The following is a 17,894-nucleotide window of genomic DNA, read 5'->3' on the forward strand; positions in this document are numbered from 1 at the left end:
ACTGATAACCTGTTAAATAGCTTTTTTCATATGCACTATCTTTATTTGCCGCTGCGCCATTCATTTTTAAAGGCTGAAAAACATGCTTTTCTATATATGAAGAATATGTTTCATCTGTGACAGCCTCAATAAGGGCACCAAGTATCATATAATTTGCATTACTATATTGATACTTTTCCCCTGGTGGGGCATTTAATTTTACTTTTGAAAGTTCCATTACATTTTCTTTTAATGCTTTAGAACTCTTTAATTGTTTATCTGATAATGCTAAGCCTTCATATGTGTTTATTCCACTTGTATGAGTTAGTAGATGTTGGATTGTTATATTTGAAGTTGATTGTGTATCTTTTAGTTTAAACCAAGGAAGATGTTGTTGAACTGAATCCTTTAATTTTATTTTTTTATCTTCTATTAACTTTACTATAGCTAAAGCTGTTAAAGATTTACTTATTGAACCGATTGCAAACGGCGTTTTACTAGTTACCTTTTTTTCAGACTCTCCAGTAATTCCCCACGATTTTGCGAAGAATACATCTTTATGATGTACAATTGCAACAGAAGCTCCTGGAATGTTCTGCTCCTTTATAAATTTTTCAATGTACTTATCTAAAGTAACTTTAATATTTTGCTCAGCATAAACTTTTGGATGTACGATACATAATATTAATACATTACAAACTATACAAATTAGAAACAATTTATATTTCGATATCTTCATCTTAATGTACTTCGGATAACTTTCTTTTTTTATAAATTACTAAAATTATAGATATTAATAAAGAAACCATTAAACTAATCATTATTAATATAGAGTTCCACCATTGATTTTCTGCTATTCGATATAAAAGATTAAAATTAAAGTTATTTTCACTGTTGGTTGGATTAAGGGATTCAGTTAAAAATATTGAAAGTGTAGTTTGTGAAATGAGGTACGTAATAAATGCGACGAATATGCCAATTATGATTAATGTATTAGATTTTTTATTTACATTTTGAAGTTGTTTCATTTTCACTCGCAGATCAATTTCATTTATCTCCAAAAAGTCTTGAACAAATAATTGAGGCGTTCCTAGGTCATTTATACTTTCCTCACCATGTTCACGACATTCTTGGATATGCTCTAAAATTTGTTGTTTAATATTTTCCCTTTCTTCTAAACTTATATCATATTGCTTTAATTCCTTAAGTACGCCCGTTAAAAATTGCTGTTCTTTTTCTTTTAATTCATTCCTCATTTCAGAAGGTCTCCTTTCAAACCACTCTTTAATAATTTTTTAATATCAGATTGCAACTCTAACCATTCATTAACTTTCTTCTCAAGACGTAATTTTCCATTTTCATTAATTTCGTAATAAATCCTAACTTTACCACTATCCGTCACCTCTTGATAAGTATTAACCCACTCTTGATTTTTCAGTTTAGTTAAAATGGGATAAATACTTCCTACTCCTTTCAATTTTAAATTATGTACTTCGAGTTCTTTCATAATTTCATAACCATAACTTTTCTTTGTAGACAAAATAGACAATACACACATTTCTAAATTCCCTTTAATTAAACTTGTTCTATCCATAGGATAAATTTAACAGAAATATATACTTCATTCAAGTATATATTTCTGTTAAATTCAAAAATTCCGATAATTATACAATCACTAAAAAAGCAGCATATTCTTTTTGTATTATCCAAATAACCTAAATTATCATCTCCAAAAAACATTTTTATACATCAATAATTACATAATAAATAATCATAATTAACGATTTAAAACTAACTCTCACAGACAAATGTATTTATATCTTAGAAAGACTAAAAAAACTTAAACATAAATGCCAACCTGTAATACCTTTCAGTTTAAAATTTAATAATTTAAGAATAATTTATATTAGTATTACAAATAGATTTTTCTTGCTATATTATCTATCTACCTTAACACGTTTAAAGAAACTTTTCTTCAACATAAAAACTCATTTGCAGATTATTGCAAATGAGTTTTTAATCCCTAGCTGACCACTATTTTATTCTTCTTAACTTAATTATTTTTCTCCAGACATTCATAAACTGCCATCATTTCTCGCTTATTCAACTCACGAATTCGATTAAATATTAGAATGTCTGCAACATCCTCAGTTCGTAAGCTTTCATCCACAACATCACTAACTTTTCCAGTTAACCATGTTTGTACATCCACGCCCTCAACAATTTCTTTTAGCCCTTCATCATTAATACCAGTTGCATTACAAGTTATACATGGAATTGTTAATTTAAACACGCCATCATGTAGATTATCTTCGGTTATAACTTTTTTTCCGTTACAGAATGGACATGGGTTACTTTTTTTAATTTTATTAATTTGGGTAACTAATTTTTTATAACCAAATGCTTCATACACATATGTTAATTTTTTATATTTTCCATTTGTGAAATACTTATCTATGATAGTTTTTCTTGTTTCATTGATATTTTGGAAATCACAAATAGTCACTTTATTATTATTGCTGATTGATTCGATATTACCTTTAATTTCGCCCCAGAATGGTAAAACATTTTGTAATACCATTTCATAGTTTGAAAAGCTTGCTTGTTCTAATTCAAACATTTTCAGTGCGACCTGTGTTTTCCTAGGCAGTAAAGAGACATCTTCTGTCATAATCATATTGTCACCTACGATAGATTTCAATTTGATGAGTACAGGTAAATCTCCTACAATTTTTATTATTTCATCAAGCGGCTGATTGATAATTTCACGAATATCTGTATCTCTAAATTTAAGTGGTTTATGGTGATTTAATACAGTACCCTCGCAAATTGGACATGTCATCAATTCTTTAGACGTCTTAATTTCTTCTTTAATAGCTGCTTTTGAGATAACAATATATCCGCCAATAATTGTATTAAATCCTACCCATGTTCTACGTGTCTTGCCTTTCTTATCATAAAATGACTTATCAAAATAGCCATACCAAAATGTATGCTTTTCTTCCTCAGACATATCATTATAGCTCTTTGACAAATCATGGCCAAGCTCATTTTTAATTTCTTCAAATAGAAATTCTATTTTTTCATATTGATAAAATTTTAATACTTTCATGATTTCCGGATCGAATAGACCATCCCAAAATGGAACATTTTTATCTTGAATTGTAATTTCTTTATCAAAAATTTCAATTTGAAGACGTCCCGAACATGATGGGCAATGATTGTCCTGGGAATAGAAATCAAAACTTCTCGTATCTTTATTAGTCGGATGAGCAGCTACAATATGATTGATCAATCCACCAATTTCATATAAGAAACTATATTGACTATACAAATGTCTTTCGAGATCAATAGCAACAACAGGTGCAATTGTATCAGATTCGTATTCACCGTAAATTAAACGAGCCATTGATGATAAGCTTTTTAATATGCCACCCTTATAGATGTTTTCTGCATTTTTAAAATAATCAATATGATTTTCTTCTAAGTAATTAATTCCATTTTGTTGATTCAATGTTGAAGAAATATATATTTGCTCAGTATTATTCACACTGCTTTTTTGACGATAATAATCCTCATGACTTACTACATCAAGATGCTCTATAGATTTAAGCTGTCTTTTTCCAAAATCGACAATATAATCAGAGCTTTCTAACATGTAACTATTATGTTCAATCATAATGATAGAGACTGATTCATCTTGCAATATCCCTCTAACACTATCTATAAATTGATTTAAAATATTTTGTGATAAACCTTTTGAAGGTTCATCAAAAATAAATAATGTATGTGGGTTTCTTGTTTTTGCAAATAACTCAGAAACTAAATGAACACATTGAAACTCACCCGTTGATAATGTTTGTGTTTTTCGTTCTAATGTTAAATAGCCCAGTCCTAATTTGATTAGTAGGCTCAAGCGTTTATACGCAATATCTTCATTTGGAATTTCATCAATAATATCCTCAATTGAGCGCTCAAAAATATCATCAATTTCTTCACTATACTTTGTCAGTTTCTTTTTAATATCTAGGAAAGTTGCTACAGTTGATCGACTTGTAATCGATTGGTTTCGATCTTGTCCTACCATAACAAGTTTGTCTTTTGGATATCGCTTTTGAAAATCTTTAGCGATACATTCATTAACAAGTGTAGATTTCCCGCATCCAGACTCTCCTGTAACAGTTACAAGTCTATTTTTAGGAATCTGAAACTCAGTCATTTGGATATTTCGACAATATAATTCATGGAATGTATAATATTCTGTTGGCATTTCGTAATTTCGTTCCGATAGTATTGGCTTTGGCCTTGGTGATTTTTTTACGATTTTCCCACCATATTTTCCACTACCAGGTCCGAAGAACATTTTCTCATCCGTTGTATCCAGTACTGTATCTGAATGATCAATGAGCCAAACTTGATTTTTGCACCCTAATTTTTTGATTTCTTCTAATATTTGTAATAATGTTTCGTGATCAAGCCCCACGGAAATCTCATCAATAATAATTACAGCATTTTCACTTACCGCCATGAATTCAGCCAAATAAAGTCGTGTTAACTCTCCACCTGACAACGTACCCATAATACGATTTAATGTTAAATAACCAATGTTCATATTAATTATATTTTGCAGTATATGTTGTTTTGCTTCGCTAATATTTAATTCTTCTGCTAATAAAAGAATAGATTCAACGCTTAAATCGTTAATATCCGAGATTGTATGTGATTTAGCAAATAACTCAATAGTACGTTGTTCAACTTCTTCACTATAACGTTTCCCCTTACATTTTTTACACTCAATATTTTTAGTAGTACCACGCCCTTTACAGCCAGCACACCAACCTAATTGATTATTAAATGAAAAGACTTCAGGAGAAAGATTAAATTCTTCCGCTAGTTTTTCACGAATCTCTTTAAAAACACCTGTATGAGTACCAATCGTCGAACGCGGATTGGAAGAAATTGATGATTTCCCTAAAAAAAGTACTAAAGGCATTTCTTCCATTTTAATTGCGCTAAAATTAGTTTCCATAATATTAGGAAATAAATATTGATATTCAGCCTTTGGCAATAAGGAAACTAGACGCTTCTTTGATTCTTCACCAATTGTTTGACAAAGAGTTGTTTTTCCAGATCCAGATAAACCAGCAATACCAAGTGATTTATTAAACGGAACAACAGTATCAAGTTTATTTATGTTATTTGCAATTAGTTGATTTACTTTCATATTAACCTCTATTCTTATTTTTCCACAAAATCATTTTTATAGTATAATAATTACATAATAAATATTACCTATTATACAATTATCCTCTCACTTCATGAATCTTATCCTTGTATTTTTCGAACCATTTTCTCCATTTTTTTTTAGAAAATTCTTTCTCTTCCCCTTCTAAAACGGAAGAAAAAAGATCTAAACAAATATGCCAACCAGCTATATCTTTCGGTGTATGATCAGTTAATTCATGAATGTATTCTTTAAGAAGTAAAAGAGAACCATTTTCCTCTTTATGTATTTCAAATCGGACACGATCTTTATCCCATGTGAATTCAAGTACTGAATTTAGTTGGCACTCTAAAATATCAATATTTAAAAATGAACCATCCATCATGTCGAACTTTATAATTCCACCTGCTTTAAGGTTTTCAATCTGTAAATTAGACATCCATTTTTTAAGTTTGCTGTTTTCAGTTAAAACAGACCAAACTTCCTCTATTGTATTGGGAAATTGGCGTTCAAATTTTATAATATAGCCATCAGTTTGTTTCTCTATTTGAGCTAACATATTTATTGCCTCCTACTCTTATGCAGAATGTATGTTCTTATTTTATTTTACATGAATTTATGTATAAAAGAAATCACTATGGGAATGAAATATTAATTTAATGTGGGAATGTTAACTTGAACATTAATTGACTGATTTATTATATATTCTCTCCATGTGTTTATTACAATAGGCGTACCTCAACATTTTTACAAAAAAATTCAACTTGAGAAAACGTAGATTTATTTACTTTATATGATTTTCCCATTAAATATTTGAAAGCAATTTCCTTTAAGGTAAATGGTGTTAAGAAGCGCTAATATAGTATTCAAATCAAGTTATGTAATGTTCAAAATAACTTATTATATATGTCTGCTTCCTTGTTAAACATAGAATTACATCACAAATAAAAAAATGCACTTGTGACTAATGAACTGATGGAACTAACACCTACTTTAGGTGAATGACTTACCTTTTAATCGCATCAACAATTAGCGATGGAAAACCAAGTTTATCGCCTCTATTTCTAGAATCATACCTTTTCGAACGGAAAATAACACCATCGTTTGCATCCCATTCATTGTAATGAAATTTACCATTTTCATCACAATATTCAAGTAAAACTACCTCGAATCCAGCGATTTCAAACATTTTCATTAATGTTTTATAATTATGAACGATTTTATGGCTTGCAGCTGGGTGGTCTTTCGGACCAGGTCCGCCTATTTGAACTATATTTTGGTAGGTCTCATCTCGGAAAAATGCATCAGGGACTCCGCACCGAATATGACCTGATGGCTTTAAAAATTTATAACAAATTTCAGCTGCTTTTACACCTTCTTCAAAAGTAAGATGTTCCCATACATGCTCAGCTAAAATAGCTGAAATGGAATTGTATTCAAATCTTGCTTCCCAAGTGGTATTGTCTAGTAAATTAAGTTCATCTTCTTGAGTTTGAACCCAACCTGGATTATTATTAAATACTCCAGCTCCGACTACTACTTTAATTTCGTCTTGCTTAATTGTCATCACTTTCACCTCATAAATCTTTTTATGTATTAATATATTCAATGTTTACTATATATTTTCCTTTTTCAACTAAAGTGTCAGTTAACTCAATAAGAGAGGTAACAAAACTTCTGTTGTTTTTACTTATCCCCCCACATACAGCAAAAACGTTTATAGTACAAAATAAAAAGCGAAAAGAATAATTCCTTCCGCTTTTTATAGCAATAAATACATTTCATATTGCGCTAAAGAATTCTTTTCAAATCCAGATTTCTTTAAAAAACCTTCCAGTAAATTGTTGTTTGGAAACCCAATTGATAAACTTGATAACTTTAATTCTTCACTTGCTACCTGTAATAATTTCGTCCCAACGCCAATATTTCTATAATCTTTGTCTATGAAAATAAAACTAATTTTTCCTTGTTCATTTACACATACAGAACCTTTTATATCGCTATCAACATATGCACCGTAAAATGTATGATTTGTTTTTTCGATATAATCAATATCATTTTGCCAATTTATATGGAAGTTTAACCATTTTTGAATTTCAACTTTAAATGTTGGAAATTCTAATTGTTTTACCTCAATATTTTTATTACCTTTATTCATTATTTCAGTTAAATCATTTAAATTATAATAAGAAAGATTATATACTTTTTCATAACCTAATTTGTTATAAAAATGAATCGCCCGATCGTTTCCTACAATAACTTCAAGAAAAAGCTGCTTACATTTATTTTGTGTTGCTTCTTCTTTATGTAACGCAAATAACTTTTGACTTACACCAATGCCGCGAAACTCTGGATGAACCGCTAATGTTCCGCAGCGCATTGTTTTTATACTTTCATATACCTTAATACCACCAAGTATTACACCAACACATTTGTCACCGTCTAAAGCAAGAAAGGAGTGTTCTAACGAATTGCCTTCTGGCCCAAAAAACCTTTTTATAAAATCTTCTTTTGAAACATCCATTTTAATAATATAATCTGAAAATCCATCCTTAAAAGCTTTATACACTAAATCTATACTTACTTCACTACATCTTTTGTATTGAATCATATAAGTATAATCCTCCGTTTTGACTTGTTATAAACTGCATTCAAATACATGAAATGAATTCCCTACACCATATCCATCTTTTATTTCATGAATAACAATTTGACTAAATCCATTAGCAATAAGTATATTTTCAAACTCTTTTAAATCATATAGTCTTATAGGAAAATCCATAATCTCAGTTTCTTCAATTCTCTCATCATGAATGACTTCATATTTCAGTATAATATTTAGAAGTTTTTGCGTCTTATCATATGAAACTTTTCTATACTCAACAATTAATTCGTTATTAATTTCTTTTCTATTTGTCTCTAACCAATCTAGAATTTGTTCTGTCTCACTTCCACCTTGTACAATTGTTAGAAGCAATTTTCCATTTTCCTTTAAGTTTTTTTTCATATTTTGAAGACTATTTTCTACTAAATTATCAGGTAACAGTGAAAATGAACCTATAGGAATCATAATAAGATCATATTTTTTATCACTATGATATTCTTCTATTCTTCCTAGTGACACAACCGGTTTTAAGTTTAATTTTTCCGCTTTCTCTTTACACACTTTAAGCATATCTTCTGAAAGGTCGAATCCTTCTATATTCACACCATTTTGTATAAAAGGAATTAGCATTCTACCATTTCCACACATCGGTTCTAACACTGTCATGTTTTTGTCTTTGGCAAAAGAAAGATAAAAATCCAATTCTTTTCCACTCGCAATTGATTTATCACTTTCATATATCTTTGTACAAAGTTCTCCATAATACGTAATCAATATTATTTCACCCCTTAATTTGAAATAAATGGACATTTCCCTACATATGTCTTACTATTTATTTGTTTTATAACAAACGGTGCAATATCTCCATTTTGGATTTTCATTCCTGGCATATCTACTAAACTCTCTTTTATATTTTCAATACCATTTCCCTCTATAACAAATGGTAATCTAACAATTGTCCAATCTACATCACTACCTTGTATAATTTCCAATTCTTTATATTTATCCCTCATCATCTTTGGAATAAATAATTGGAACAAATTAGCCCCTACTTTATTTACCATTCCCTTCTGATCCCCTTTTACATTTAAGGAGCCACCAGAAATAAGAATATAACGTTTTATTTCATATTCCTTCATTACTTTTAAAATATGCTTCGTAACTGTACTAAAAATATAAGGCTCATTTTTTGGCTGACCTACTGCATTAATTACAGCTTTACACCCTTGAAGTAATTCCTTTATAGCTGAAAAATCACGAGCATTCCCAATGATAGTCTCTATATTTTCACTAGATATCTTCGTATTTTTAGGATTCCTTGTTAGTATTCGTACTTGATATCCCTTTTCTAACGCATGATTTAGGATGAATTTTCCAACTTTACCATTCGCACCAAGAATTGCTATTTTATTTGTAGTTTCCAATATTAAAACCCTCTAACTATCTACTATTTACTACAGTAATCTCATAAACACGTAAAAAAGTAATTAGATGCTCACACGCTCTTTCACACGCTAGCATTTTAAAAACCTTTTGTTCTTCTTTCGTTTTATCATTCGCTTGATCTGAAGCAGCTTTTAAACATAAAAATGGTTTTTTATTTATATGACATACGTAAGCGAAAGCTGCTACTTCTTGATCAACCGCCAATGCTCCGTATACAGTATGCAGTAAATATCTCATTTCTGAACTACGAATACGTTGATCTCCAGATAAGAACGTACCGTAGTGCACTGGATCATAAGATCGTATTTTTTTTATTTTTCTTACAATTGACTTTGTTGTTTCAATAGGTGCTGTTCTGCCATCGTATAAATTAAAAACATCCTCACCTGAGCCAGCGGCAGTAACATCGTGTTGTATTGCATTAAGTGCCACTACAATGTGGCCATTTTTCACCTTATTTGATAAACTTCCGCATATCCCTGTCATAAACAACTCATCCGGCTGAAATTCACTAATTAATAATTGCACACAACTAGCACAACTTACTTTACCAACACCTGTTACAACTGATATCACTTCTAATTCATTAATAGAATGAAAATGAAATTCCCAAGCTGCTATCTTCTCTACACGCTCACTTGGATAATGTTGATGCAAATACGTAAGTTCTGGTTCCCATGCGGATACGATGGCGATACGTTTCATTACACGCTTCACTTCCCCTATTGTCATTTAAATAAGCTATCTATACTTTCTCGTTCATAATCTGGTACCCACTCTTTATACTCCTCATATAAATCCCGTATCATTTCTTTATTCTTCGCGATTACTTCACATCCTCTATCATCATAAATAAACATGATTATATCCTTTGTTACATTTATAAAAAATACATCTGGATATGAAATTTCTATTTTTCGTCCTAGGCGTGGGCGTAGGTCAGGGAAATCTTCATGATTAGCAGCTTGAATAAGCGGCTCATATTTAATATCTTCCGCAAAACATTGTAAAGAAAGTTGATATGTACAATATAAGTCAGCTTCTTCATCTTCAAATGGAAAAGGGAATGTTTCTTGTCTTATATGAAACTTTAAATCCCTCTTTTTAATAAATCTATTGTATACATTTATTTTCTGCGAATTTTTTATATTTTCCTGTTTAAATCGATAAACATTTGTGACTAAAAAGACGGTATCTTCTTTTGAAAATATATCTTTAAATAGACTTTTATTATACCTATATAGTTGTGTAAAATATTCCATATTATACGTGTTACCATCTTCTTTGAATTGATATTTATCTTTCCCAAAATCAAAATGAAGATGATTTTCCCACTGAAAGTATATGGACGGTACTAATGTAACTCCTGGGAATGTTTGATTCATATATTCTTTTAATTGCATTTTCATACCCTTTCTACTCTACAATTTCTTTTAAATACCAATATGCTTCTACTAGCCACGGGTGTATGACTTTTAATGTATCTTTTCTTTCCCACAAATATGAAATATATACAAAAGCAGCATGTTCTAAAGAGTTTCCTAAAGCTTTTTTAACATTTATTAAATATGGAGGTGTCCCTATTTGATCCCATTCTAATTTATCAGCAACAAATAGTACTAAATCCATTTTTGTAGCATGTTTACGCAAAGTAGTGTGGCAACAGATAGCATTTAAAACTTCTTCGTCCTCTATTTTAAATATCTCTTTTGCAATTACTCTCGATAATTTTTGATGAATAATCATTGGAAATTCTCGTTCTTCTTGTAATATTTCTATTCCAAATTTTTCAGCAACTGCAATCCGCTCCTCGTTCGGAAAGATTGCACTAATATCATGTAAACATCCTGCAATCACTGCTTTTTCTTCATCTTCATAAAATATTCCCGCAATTTTTCTTGCCTCATTTGCCACACGAATTGAATGTTTATATGTAAATTCTTTATTGTATTTTAATAGAAAAGCTTTAATGTCATTTTCTATTTTTCCAGTTGGAGTAAATGAATATATATCATTATATAACATAGCAAGTCCCCCTTATAACTAACTTTCAACATAACGTAAAATTCAAATATCCTTCTTATTTTGTATTCGTTATAATTGTGTTAATTCCTTTTTAATACGTTACGTGAAATTTTTTGTAGAAACATTACTACAAAATACATAAATGTTTGATATTATAGTAATGTTGATGATTCGCAAGGAAAGGAACTATATGATGAATAAAAACATATTAATTATTGATGATGATAAAGATATTGTAGAATTACTCGCTGTTTATTTGCGAAATGAAGGTTATAACATTTATAAAGCTTATGATGGTGATGAAGCATTACAAATGATATCTACATATGAAGTTGACCTTATGATTTTGGATATTATGATGCCAAAACGAAATGGATTAGAAGTTTGTCAAGAAGTGCGTGAAAATAATACTGTACCTATCCTTATGCTTAGTGCAAAAGCTGAAGATATGGATAAGATATTAGGACTTATGACCGGTGCAGATGATTATATGATTAAACCGTTTAATCCACTAGAATTAGTTGCTAGAGTGAAAGCATTATTACGTAGATCATCTTTCCAAAACGCTGCCACACCAAAGAATGAAGATGGTATTATTCGCATTCGTACAGTTGAAATTCATAAACATAATCATACGGTTAAAGTAAATGGTGAATATATTAAGCTCACTTCTATCGAATTTGATATTTTATATTTACTAGCGAGTAATACTGGAAGAGTATTTAGCTCTGAAGAGATATTCGAACGCGTTTGGAATGAAGACGGTTATGGTTCTAATAAAACGGTAATGGTCCATATTAGTAATTTACGCGATAAACTTGAAACCGTAATGAATGGTGAAAAACTAATTCATACGGTTTGGGGAGTAGGATATAAAATTGAGAAATGAAGCATTTGATATATTAAAGGATATACCAAAGTGGAAGCTTATTTTTTGGCTTTTATTAGCTATCACTCTTACACCGATTACCGAATTAATTATATTTCGCCTCGTAACGAGTGTAATTGAGAGTTCACTTACTCTAAGCGAACTAGGTAAAGAATTCATTCGAATTTTTGGTTATGAAAAGTATAGAGGGATAAAGGAATCTTTATGGATGATAATCGTTTCTTATTTGTTTTTATTTTCTATTTTCTCATCCTATCTTTACATTTTTTATCGTCATGAAAGAAAGCTTTACTATGAAACTTGTATTAAAAAAATGATTGAAGAAATTCGATATATTGCGAATGGAAACTTTAATCATAAAGTTTCTATTGTACAGCATAATTATTTAGAAGAATTAGCAACTGGCGTTAATCAAATTGTCGAACAGTTAAAAGTATCAATTGATGAAGAAAGACAGGCGGAACAAGCAAAAAGCGAACTAATTACGAATGTATCACATGACTTACGAACGCCTCTTACATCTATAGTTGGATATGTGAATTTAATCCATCATGATAATTATAGAGATGAAGTGGAATTGCGTCATTATATACAAGTTATATACGATAAAGTAACCCGTCTTAACGCATTAATGAATGATTTGTTTGAATATACACGTGTCCAAAATAAAGAGTTAAGTTTAAATTCTGTTCCTATTGATATTGTAGAATTACTTGGACAATTAACTGTCCAATTTCGGATACAGCTTCAAGAAGCTAATATTGAATGTCGTCCTTCTTTCCCATCTCAAAAGCTAATGGTACTCGCTGATGGGGATAAATTAGTACGTGTGTTTGAAAACCTAATCATAAACGCTATTACTTATGGAAATGATGGAAATCATATTGATATAACAGCTTACGAAAGCAATAATACGATTGCAATTGATATAACAAATTACGGACAAGCTATCCCAAGTACTGATTTACCACATGTTTTTGAACGTTTTTATCGCGTAGAGAAATCACGATCGACAAACACCGGTGGATCTGGTCTCGGATTAGCAATTGCAAAAAGTATTGTCGAACTGCATAAAGGAACAATTGAAGTATATAGTGATGATGAAAAGACAACTTTCACTGTGAAATTACTTCCATATAAATGATCATAAGGTACATTTTTAGGTTCAATTTCTTATTTAATAAGAAATTGAACCTTTAATTTTCCATCAAAATCCAAAATTAAAGAATTCCTTAAAATTCTTTAGAAATTCTTTACCTTTTCTTTCTTACTAATTAAGCATTCCTTCTTACAATAATATTATTGATGTAATTGTAGGAGGATCGCGTATGCAATTTTTTAAAAAAATAACAATTTTATTATTATCTTTTCTTATTACTGCACTTATCGTTTTATATTTTTATCTTTATGTAAATGGTCCAACTATTCGAGCTAAATCAGCTATTTTAATAGATACTAATTCTGGTGAAATTGTTTATAAAAAAAATGAACGTACTCCTATTCAGTCGGCCGCTTTATCTAAATTAATGACAGAATATATTGTGATGGAACAACTTCATGATGGCAAAATACAATTAGATGAATCTGTGAAAATTAGAAACGAAGTTTTTCAAACAGAAACAAGTCCGATCCAAGTAACATCAAAGGATAACACTACCGTTCGTGACTTACTTCATGCTTTGCTTTTAACCGGAAATAATCGTTCTGCGCTTGCACTTGCAGAACACATTGCTGGAAATGAAGATAATTTTACATCGTTAATGAATGAAAAAGCAAAACAACTAAAATTATCACAACAATCTCCATTTTTAAATTCAACCGGAATAAATAGTGAAAAGAATAGACAATCAATTACAACAGCAATAGACGCAGCCGAAATAGCTGCACAATTAATAAAAGACTATCCAGATGTATTAAATATTACTAAACAAACCTCTTACCAATTTACCTTCAAAGATGTTCAAGTTTTCAACACAAATAAAATGATTTATTCTCTTAATAAAAACATTAAATTAAAAGGTGTTGATGGCTTGCAATCTAGTTTGTCAACTAACGGTAATTACAGTTTTGTTAGCACAGCAAAACAAGGAGACACACGGTTTATTTCTGTAGTATTAGACACCAATGAAGAAAACACGGCTTTTGTCGAAACAAAAAAGTTACTTCAATACGGTTTTGAACCTACCTCATATTCTGCACTTCAAGCTTTCAAAGACACTATTACATCTTGGACCATTTTACTTCAGTTTAAAAATTTAATCATACAAACAGTAATAATCTTTTTAATCATTACGATCTTAATGTTTTTACATCTACGTCAGAAAAAATCCGAGGACTTTAGCTAACCGTTCTCTTTTATATAAAAAACCGACTTGCATTTAGCAAGTCGGTTTCTAAATCTATAATCCTCTTCCAATTAAATTCGCTGAAACGGGCTGAAGATTTAATTCTCTTGCCCATATTGATAGCTGACCTATATGATGAATTTCATGTGCAATAACATGTCGTAACACTTCACCATACCTATACTCTTTATCCATCCATGAAACTTTTAATATTTTATTCTCTAAGTCTTCTGTCCACGATTGTAAAAATCTCTCTAAATCCTTGTTATACAAATCAGATAACGCTTTCAGTTTCTTGATTGATTGATAATCCTTAAATTGCGGCTCATCTACTTCCTTTCCTTTCAAATCACAAATCCAGCTATACTCAACATCTACAATATGGAAAAGTGTTTCTAAAATACTCCCAACACCTCCAACACGTTTGCAAAGCAATTCTTCCTCAGTAAGTTGCTCACACCACTTAAACCAATCATCCCTTACTTGCCAATTATATTGCAATAAAGTGTACACATTTATCTCTCCCTTACCTCAATGATCCACTTAATAGCATCTATGATATAATGTGGATCATCCTTTTGAATATAGTGACCGCTATGTTCTGCAATTATAAATTTATTTTTGCTTGATAATTGTAATAATTCTCTTTGTAATTGTAACCATTTCAGTTGTGCAGCTTGCGAATAAAAAGATTTTTTACCAGCAGCTAACACGACAAGTGGAATATCACTCATTGACTTACAACGTTTCCCTGCTTCACCTAAACTATACATGAACTCTTCGTATGAGCTTTCATATATAAATTGCTTATAATATGCATCTTGAAATTCAGAAGACATTATTGGTAAAAAATCCTCTTTATAATTTCCTGGTGTCGAATCAACTAAAACTACTCCCATCGTATCTTCAGGATAAAAGGTCGTAAATAAACGGATATTTATACCCCCAAAGGAATGTCCTACAAAAATATAGGGTGGCTTAAGTTGTAATTGCTTTAAGCAATCTCTTAATTCTTTTACCATTTCAGAACTAATACGTCGCTTAGAACTCTTCCCACTTTTTCCTAATCCAGCTCGATCATATGTGAGTACCGTCCCATATTCCGTCAGCCCTTCAGCAATATGATCCCATGCCTTTGAATAATCACCATAACCTGCTTCCATTATAATAATAGGCTGCAGTTTCTTTCCTTGGAATATTTTTGTATATATTTTAACGTCATAAACTTGTACATATTCCTCTATACATTTAACCATTGACAATCACTTCTCTTCGACAAAGTTCCTCTACAATATGATCAATTATTTCATTTACAGAAAAAGATCCATCCAATACGATATCTGAATTCGGCTTAACAGTATGAATTGCCTCTAAATAAGCTTTTCTCGCATGTGCCATGTAATGTTTCAAATCATTATGTATTTCACTCATAGTATCTTCCTTAAAGTCTCGTAAAATTCTTCTAGCCATCGCAATATCTAAAGGTGTGTCAATAAATATAGTTACATCAATGAATTGTCCCATTTCTCTATTTAAGTATGCAAAAGGATAATCTACAATAATATAGTCTAATTTACTATCTCGTATAAGATGCTGAATATCATGAATTAATGGTGTAAGTACCCAGTCGTCATAATTCGCTCCATCATCAATCCATTTACAAATATCAGCAGGACAGCTATCAAATTTATAACTATCAAAATATAGCGCTTTAGAATTCGTTAACTCATGAGTTAAACTTTCTGTAATAGTAGTTTTACCTCCACCTGAAACAGCTGCAATTGAAATTATTTTAGTTTTTTTATTCACGCTTCCCACCAAACCCCTTTTGTTAACATAATATAATTATAAAATACTATTATTTATTGTTCCATTCATATTCTAACATACTCATTTTCCATAAATTCCAATACGTTTTTCCTACTCTTTTTGACTCTCTTAATAAACCTTCTTTTACAAAACCTATTTTTTCGTAACAAGAAATAGCTGACTTATTAAAGTCATAAACACCAAGAGTTACTCTATGTAGTTTTAATTCATCAAAAGCAATACGAAGTACGGCTTTCATCATATGTTTCCCTATAGAACGCCCTCTCATGTTCGTATTACCAACTAGCACTTTTCCAATTCTAGCAGACTTATTTATATTATCTATTTGTCCAAGAGAAATATGACCAATAACTGCTTTAGTCTCTTCATCTATTATTTTGAATGCCAGTGTGTTTGCACATTCTGTATATTTTTCTAATTGCTGTTCATTTAAAGGATATGTAAATGCATTTCCCGACCATTGTATTAAAAATTCTTCGGAATTAATCCAATTTATTAATTGTTTGAAATCAGATCTTTTAAAGGGCACTAATTTAATCACTCTCATTCTCCTTTCGTACATCACTCTTTATAGCCTCAAACCTATTTCTATATAAAGAATATATTCTCCTTTTATACGAAATTAAAATAAAGCCATTCATAAGAATGGCTTTACAAAAAACCAGCATAATTATGCTTTGTTTGCTACGTCAACACCATTAAAATCAAACTCAGCGGTAACCGTTGTAACAGGAGGGAAAATTGCTTCAATTTTGCAAATGGAGATAATTACTCCAACAGATCCAGGAATAGCTGCAAGCTTAACAACATCACAACTTACAGACGAAACAGTACCTACATAAGTACGTCCCTCTGTATTAATTTGAACTGTTTGATTAATTAATTTCTTAAGCTCATCTCTAATTCCTTGTACACAAGAATTATCACATTTCTCATGCTTTTCTTTTTTACACTCTTCGAATATTTCCCAACAATCATCCTGTTTACATGTACACTTCTTTTTACAATTATTAAATCGAGAACCCAAAACCTCACCCCCTAATCCTTTCTATTAGTAAGGTATGTCCAATAGCTTAAAAGTGTACGAGACGAAAGCAAAAAAACAAAAAAACAAACACTTGTACTAAAACTTCTTTTTATATACTAAAAACGAAATTGCGTCATTTATAAAAACACCACTAATCTATTTTGTTAATAAAAAAGCGGACACCAAACTACAGAGCAATATAACAACGCCCTTTTTAGTTTGATGTCCACTGGTTCTTCCAGTAGGACTAAATGTATAATTATTATTACAGCATTTTCTCATATTTTAGTATATTTCTTATTAGAAAAGGATTATTTTATATCGTTACTATAAGTATCCATAAGGCCAAGGCGCAATGATAGCGAGCGCTATACGTGTAGATAAAACCCTTAATTCAAAGTCTGTTTTCTTGGAGGGTTCAGGGATATACAATTATGTAGATCCCCTTTAGAACAATTCCAACACCTATATATAGGCTAAATCCTGCTCTTTTTTAATACAAACATAGCATATTCAATGCCCAT

At 30.5% G+C, this 17,894-nt stretch carries 20 protein-coding genes; 3 read left to right on the top strand and 17 right to left on the bottom strand.

The window, feature by feature from the left end; translation table 11 throughout:
• The 12 genes from ACP6L7_RS10455 to yqeK all read right to left on the bottom strand — a co-directional run.
• On the bottom strand, window positions 1-718 hold a 718-nt coding region (locus ACP6L7_RS10455; RefSeq protein WP_430529212.1), incomplete at its 3' end, for a serine hydrolase domain-containing protein.
• 1 nt (window position 719) lies between these two features.
• Window positions 720-1,235, bottom strand: coding sequence for a DUF1129 domain-containing protein (locus tag ACP6L7_RS10460; protein WP_097829209.1), 516 nt, complete (start codon window positions 1,233-1,235; stop codon window positions 720-722).
• Entirely contained in the window at window positions 1,232-1,573 is a 342-nt protein-coding gene (locus tag ACP6L7_RS10465; protein WP_097829208.1) for a PadR family transcriptional regulator, read from the bottom strand. The genes ACP6L7_RS10460 and ACP6L7_RS10465 overlap by 4 nt, the downstream gene beginning before the upstream one ends.
• 459 nt (window positions 1,574-2,032) lie before the next feature.
• The gene (locus tag ACP6L7_RS10470) at window positions 2,033-5,203 is read right to left on the bottom strand and encodes an ATP-binding cassette domain-containing protein (RefSeq protein WP_097829207.1); all 3,171 of its coding nucleotides are present in this window, start codon (window positions 5,201-5,203) and stop codon (window positions 2,033-2,035) included.
• A 79-nt stretch (window positions 5,204-5,282) separates the two neighbouring features.
• The gene (locus ACP6L7_RS10475; protein ID WP_430529213.1) at window positions 5,283-5,762 is read right to left on the bottom strand and encodes an SRPBCC family protein; all 480 of its coding nucleotides are present in this window, start codon (window positions 5,760-5,762) and stop codon (window positions 5,283-5,285) included.
• A gap of 447 nt (window positions 5,763-6,209) precedes the next feature.
• Window positions 6,210-6,770 carry a class I SAM-dependent methyltransferase gene (locus ACP6L7_RS10480; protein WP_097829205.1) on the bottom strand — a complete coding sequence of 187 codons (561 nt, stop codon included), beginning with the start codon at window positions 6,768-6,770 and terminating at the stop codon, window positions 6,210-6,212.
• A 195-nt stretch (window positions 6,771-6,965) separates the two neighbouring features.
• On the bottom strand, window positions 6,966-7,814 hold the full coding sequence (locus ACP6L7_RS10485; protein WP_097829204.1) for a GNAT family N-acetyltransferase: 849 nt from the start codon (window positions 7,812-7,814) through the stop codon (window positions 6,966-6,968).
• Window positions 7,815-7,841: 27 nt separating this feature from the next.
• A complete protein-coding gene (locus ACP6L7_RS10490; protein ID WP_097829203.1) occupies window positions 7,842-8,582 on the bottom strand; it encodes a class I SAM-dependent methyltransferase in 741 nt (246 codons plus the stop codon).
• A gap of 14 nt (window positions 8,583-8,596) precedes the next feature.
• Window positions 8,597-9,232: an SDR family oxidoreductase gene (locus ACP6L7_RS10495; protein ID WP_097829202.1), complete on the bottom strand. Its 636-nt coding sequence runs from the start codon at window positions 9,230-9,232 to the stop codon at window positions 8,597-8,599.
• A gap of 16 nt (window positions 9,233-9,248) precedes the next feature.
• Complete coding sequence (mtnN, locus tag ACP6L7_RS10500; protein WP_128854594.1) at window positions 9,249-9,986, bottom strand: 5'-methylthioadenosine/S-adenosylhomocysteine nucleosidase; 738 nt, start codon at window positions 9,984-9,986, stop codon at window positions 9,249-9,251.
• Window positions 9,983-10,657, bottom strand: coding sequence for a DUF3885 domain-containing protein (locus ACP6L7_RS10505; protein WP_141533605.1), 675 nt, complete (start codon window positions 10,655-10,657; stop codon window positions 9,983-9,985). The genes mtnN and ACP6L7_RS10505 overlap by 4 nt, the downstream gene beginning before the upstream one ends.
• A 13-nt stretch (window positions 10,658-10,670) precedes the next feature.
• A complete protein-coding gene (gene yqeK / locus ACP6L7_RS10510) occupies window positions 10,671-11,279 on the bottom strand; it encodes a bis(5'-nucleosyl)-tetraphosphatase (symmetrical) YqeK (protein WP_097829201.1) in 609 nt (202 codons plus the stop codon).
• A 190-nt stretch (window positions 11,280-11,469) separates the two neighbouring features.
• Here yqeK and ACP6L7_RS10515 point away from each other — a divergent pair, with 190 nt between their 5' ends.
• The 3 genes from ACP6L7_RS10515 to ACP6L7_RS10525 all read left to right on the top strand — a co-directional run bounded on the left by ACP6L7_RS10515 (window position 11,470) and on the right by ACP6L7_RS10525 (window position 14,513).
• Complete coding sequence (locus ACP6L7_RS10515; protein ID WP_000981333.1) at window positions 11,470-12,168, top strand: response regulator transcription factor; 699 nt, start codon at window positions 11,470-11,472, stop codon at window positions 12,166-12,168.
• Window positions 12,158-13,312, top strand: coding sequence for a sensor histidine kinase (locus ACP6L7_RS10520; RefSeq protein WP_097829200.1), 1,155 nt, complete (start codon window positions 12,158-12,160; stop codon window positions 13,310-13,312). Before ACP6L7_RS10515 ends, ACP6L7_RS10520 begins: the two co-directional genes overlap by 11 nt.
• Before the next feature lie 184 nt (window positions 13,313-13,496).
• The gene (locus ACP6L7_RS10525; RefSeq protein WP_097829199.1) at window positions 13,497-14,513 is read left to right on the top strand and encodes a D-alanyl-D-alanine carboxypeptidase family protein; all 1,017 of its coding nucleotides are present in this window, start codon (window positions 13,497-13,499) and stop codon (window positions 14,511-14,513) included.
• A gap of 54 nt (window positions 14,514-14,567) precedes the next feature.
• Here the strand turns inward: ACP6L7_RS10525 and ACP6L7_RS10530 are convergent, their stop codons facing one another.
• The 5 genes from ACP6L7_RS10530 to ACP6L7_RS10550 all read right to left on the bottom strand — a co-directional run bounded on the left by ACP6L7_RS10530 (window position 14,568) and on the right by ACP6L7_RS10550 (window position 17,370).
• The gene (locus ACP6L7_RS10530) at window positions 14,568-15,026 is read right to left on the bottom strand and encodes a DinB family protein (RefSeq protein WP_097829198.1); all 459 of its coding nucleotides are present in this window, start codon (window positions 15,024-15,026) and stop codon (window positions 14,568-14,570) included.
• Between the two features lie 2 nt (window positions 15,027-15,028).
• Complete coding sequence (locus ACP6L7_RS10535; protein ID WP_430529221.1) at window positions 15,029-15,769, bottom strand: alpha/beta fold hydrolase; 741 nt, start codon at window positions 15,767-15,769, stop codon at window positions 15,029-15,031.
• Window positions 15,762-16,322 carry a nucleoside/nucleotide kinase family protein gene (locus ACP6L7_RS10540; protein WP_097829485.1) on the bottom strand — a complete coding sequence of 187 codons (561 nt, stop codon included), beginning with the start codon at window positions 16,320-16,322 and terminating at the stop codon, window positions 15,762-15,764. The genes ACP6L7_RS10535 and ACP6L7_RS10540 overlap by 8 nt, the downstream gene beginning before the upstream one ends.
• A gap of 49 nt (window positions 16,323-16,371) precedes the next feature.
• A complete protein-coding gene (locus ACP6L7_RS10545) occupies window positions 16,372-16,884 on the bottom strand; it encodes a GNAT family N-acetyltransferase (protein ID WP_141533604.1) in 513 nt (170 codons plus the stop codon).
• 129 nt (window positions 16,885-17,013) lie between these two features.
• Complete coding sequence (locus ACP6L7_RS10550) at window positions 17,014-17,370, bottom strand: hypothetical protein (protein WP_002136449.1); 357 nt, start codon at window positions 17,368-17,370, stop codon at window positions 17,014-17,016.
• Window positions 17,371-17,894 lie beyond the last annotated feature (524 nt).

The organism is Bacillus silvicola (assembly GCF_050524305.1).
Lineage (GTDB): Bacteria > Bacillota > Bacilli > Bacillales > Bacillaceae_G > Bacillus_A > Bacillus_A cereus_AT.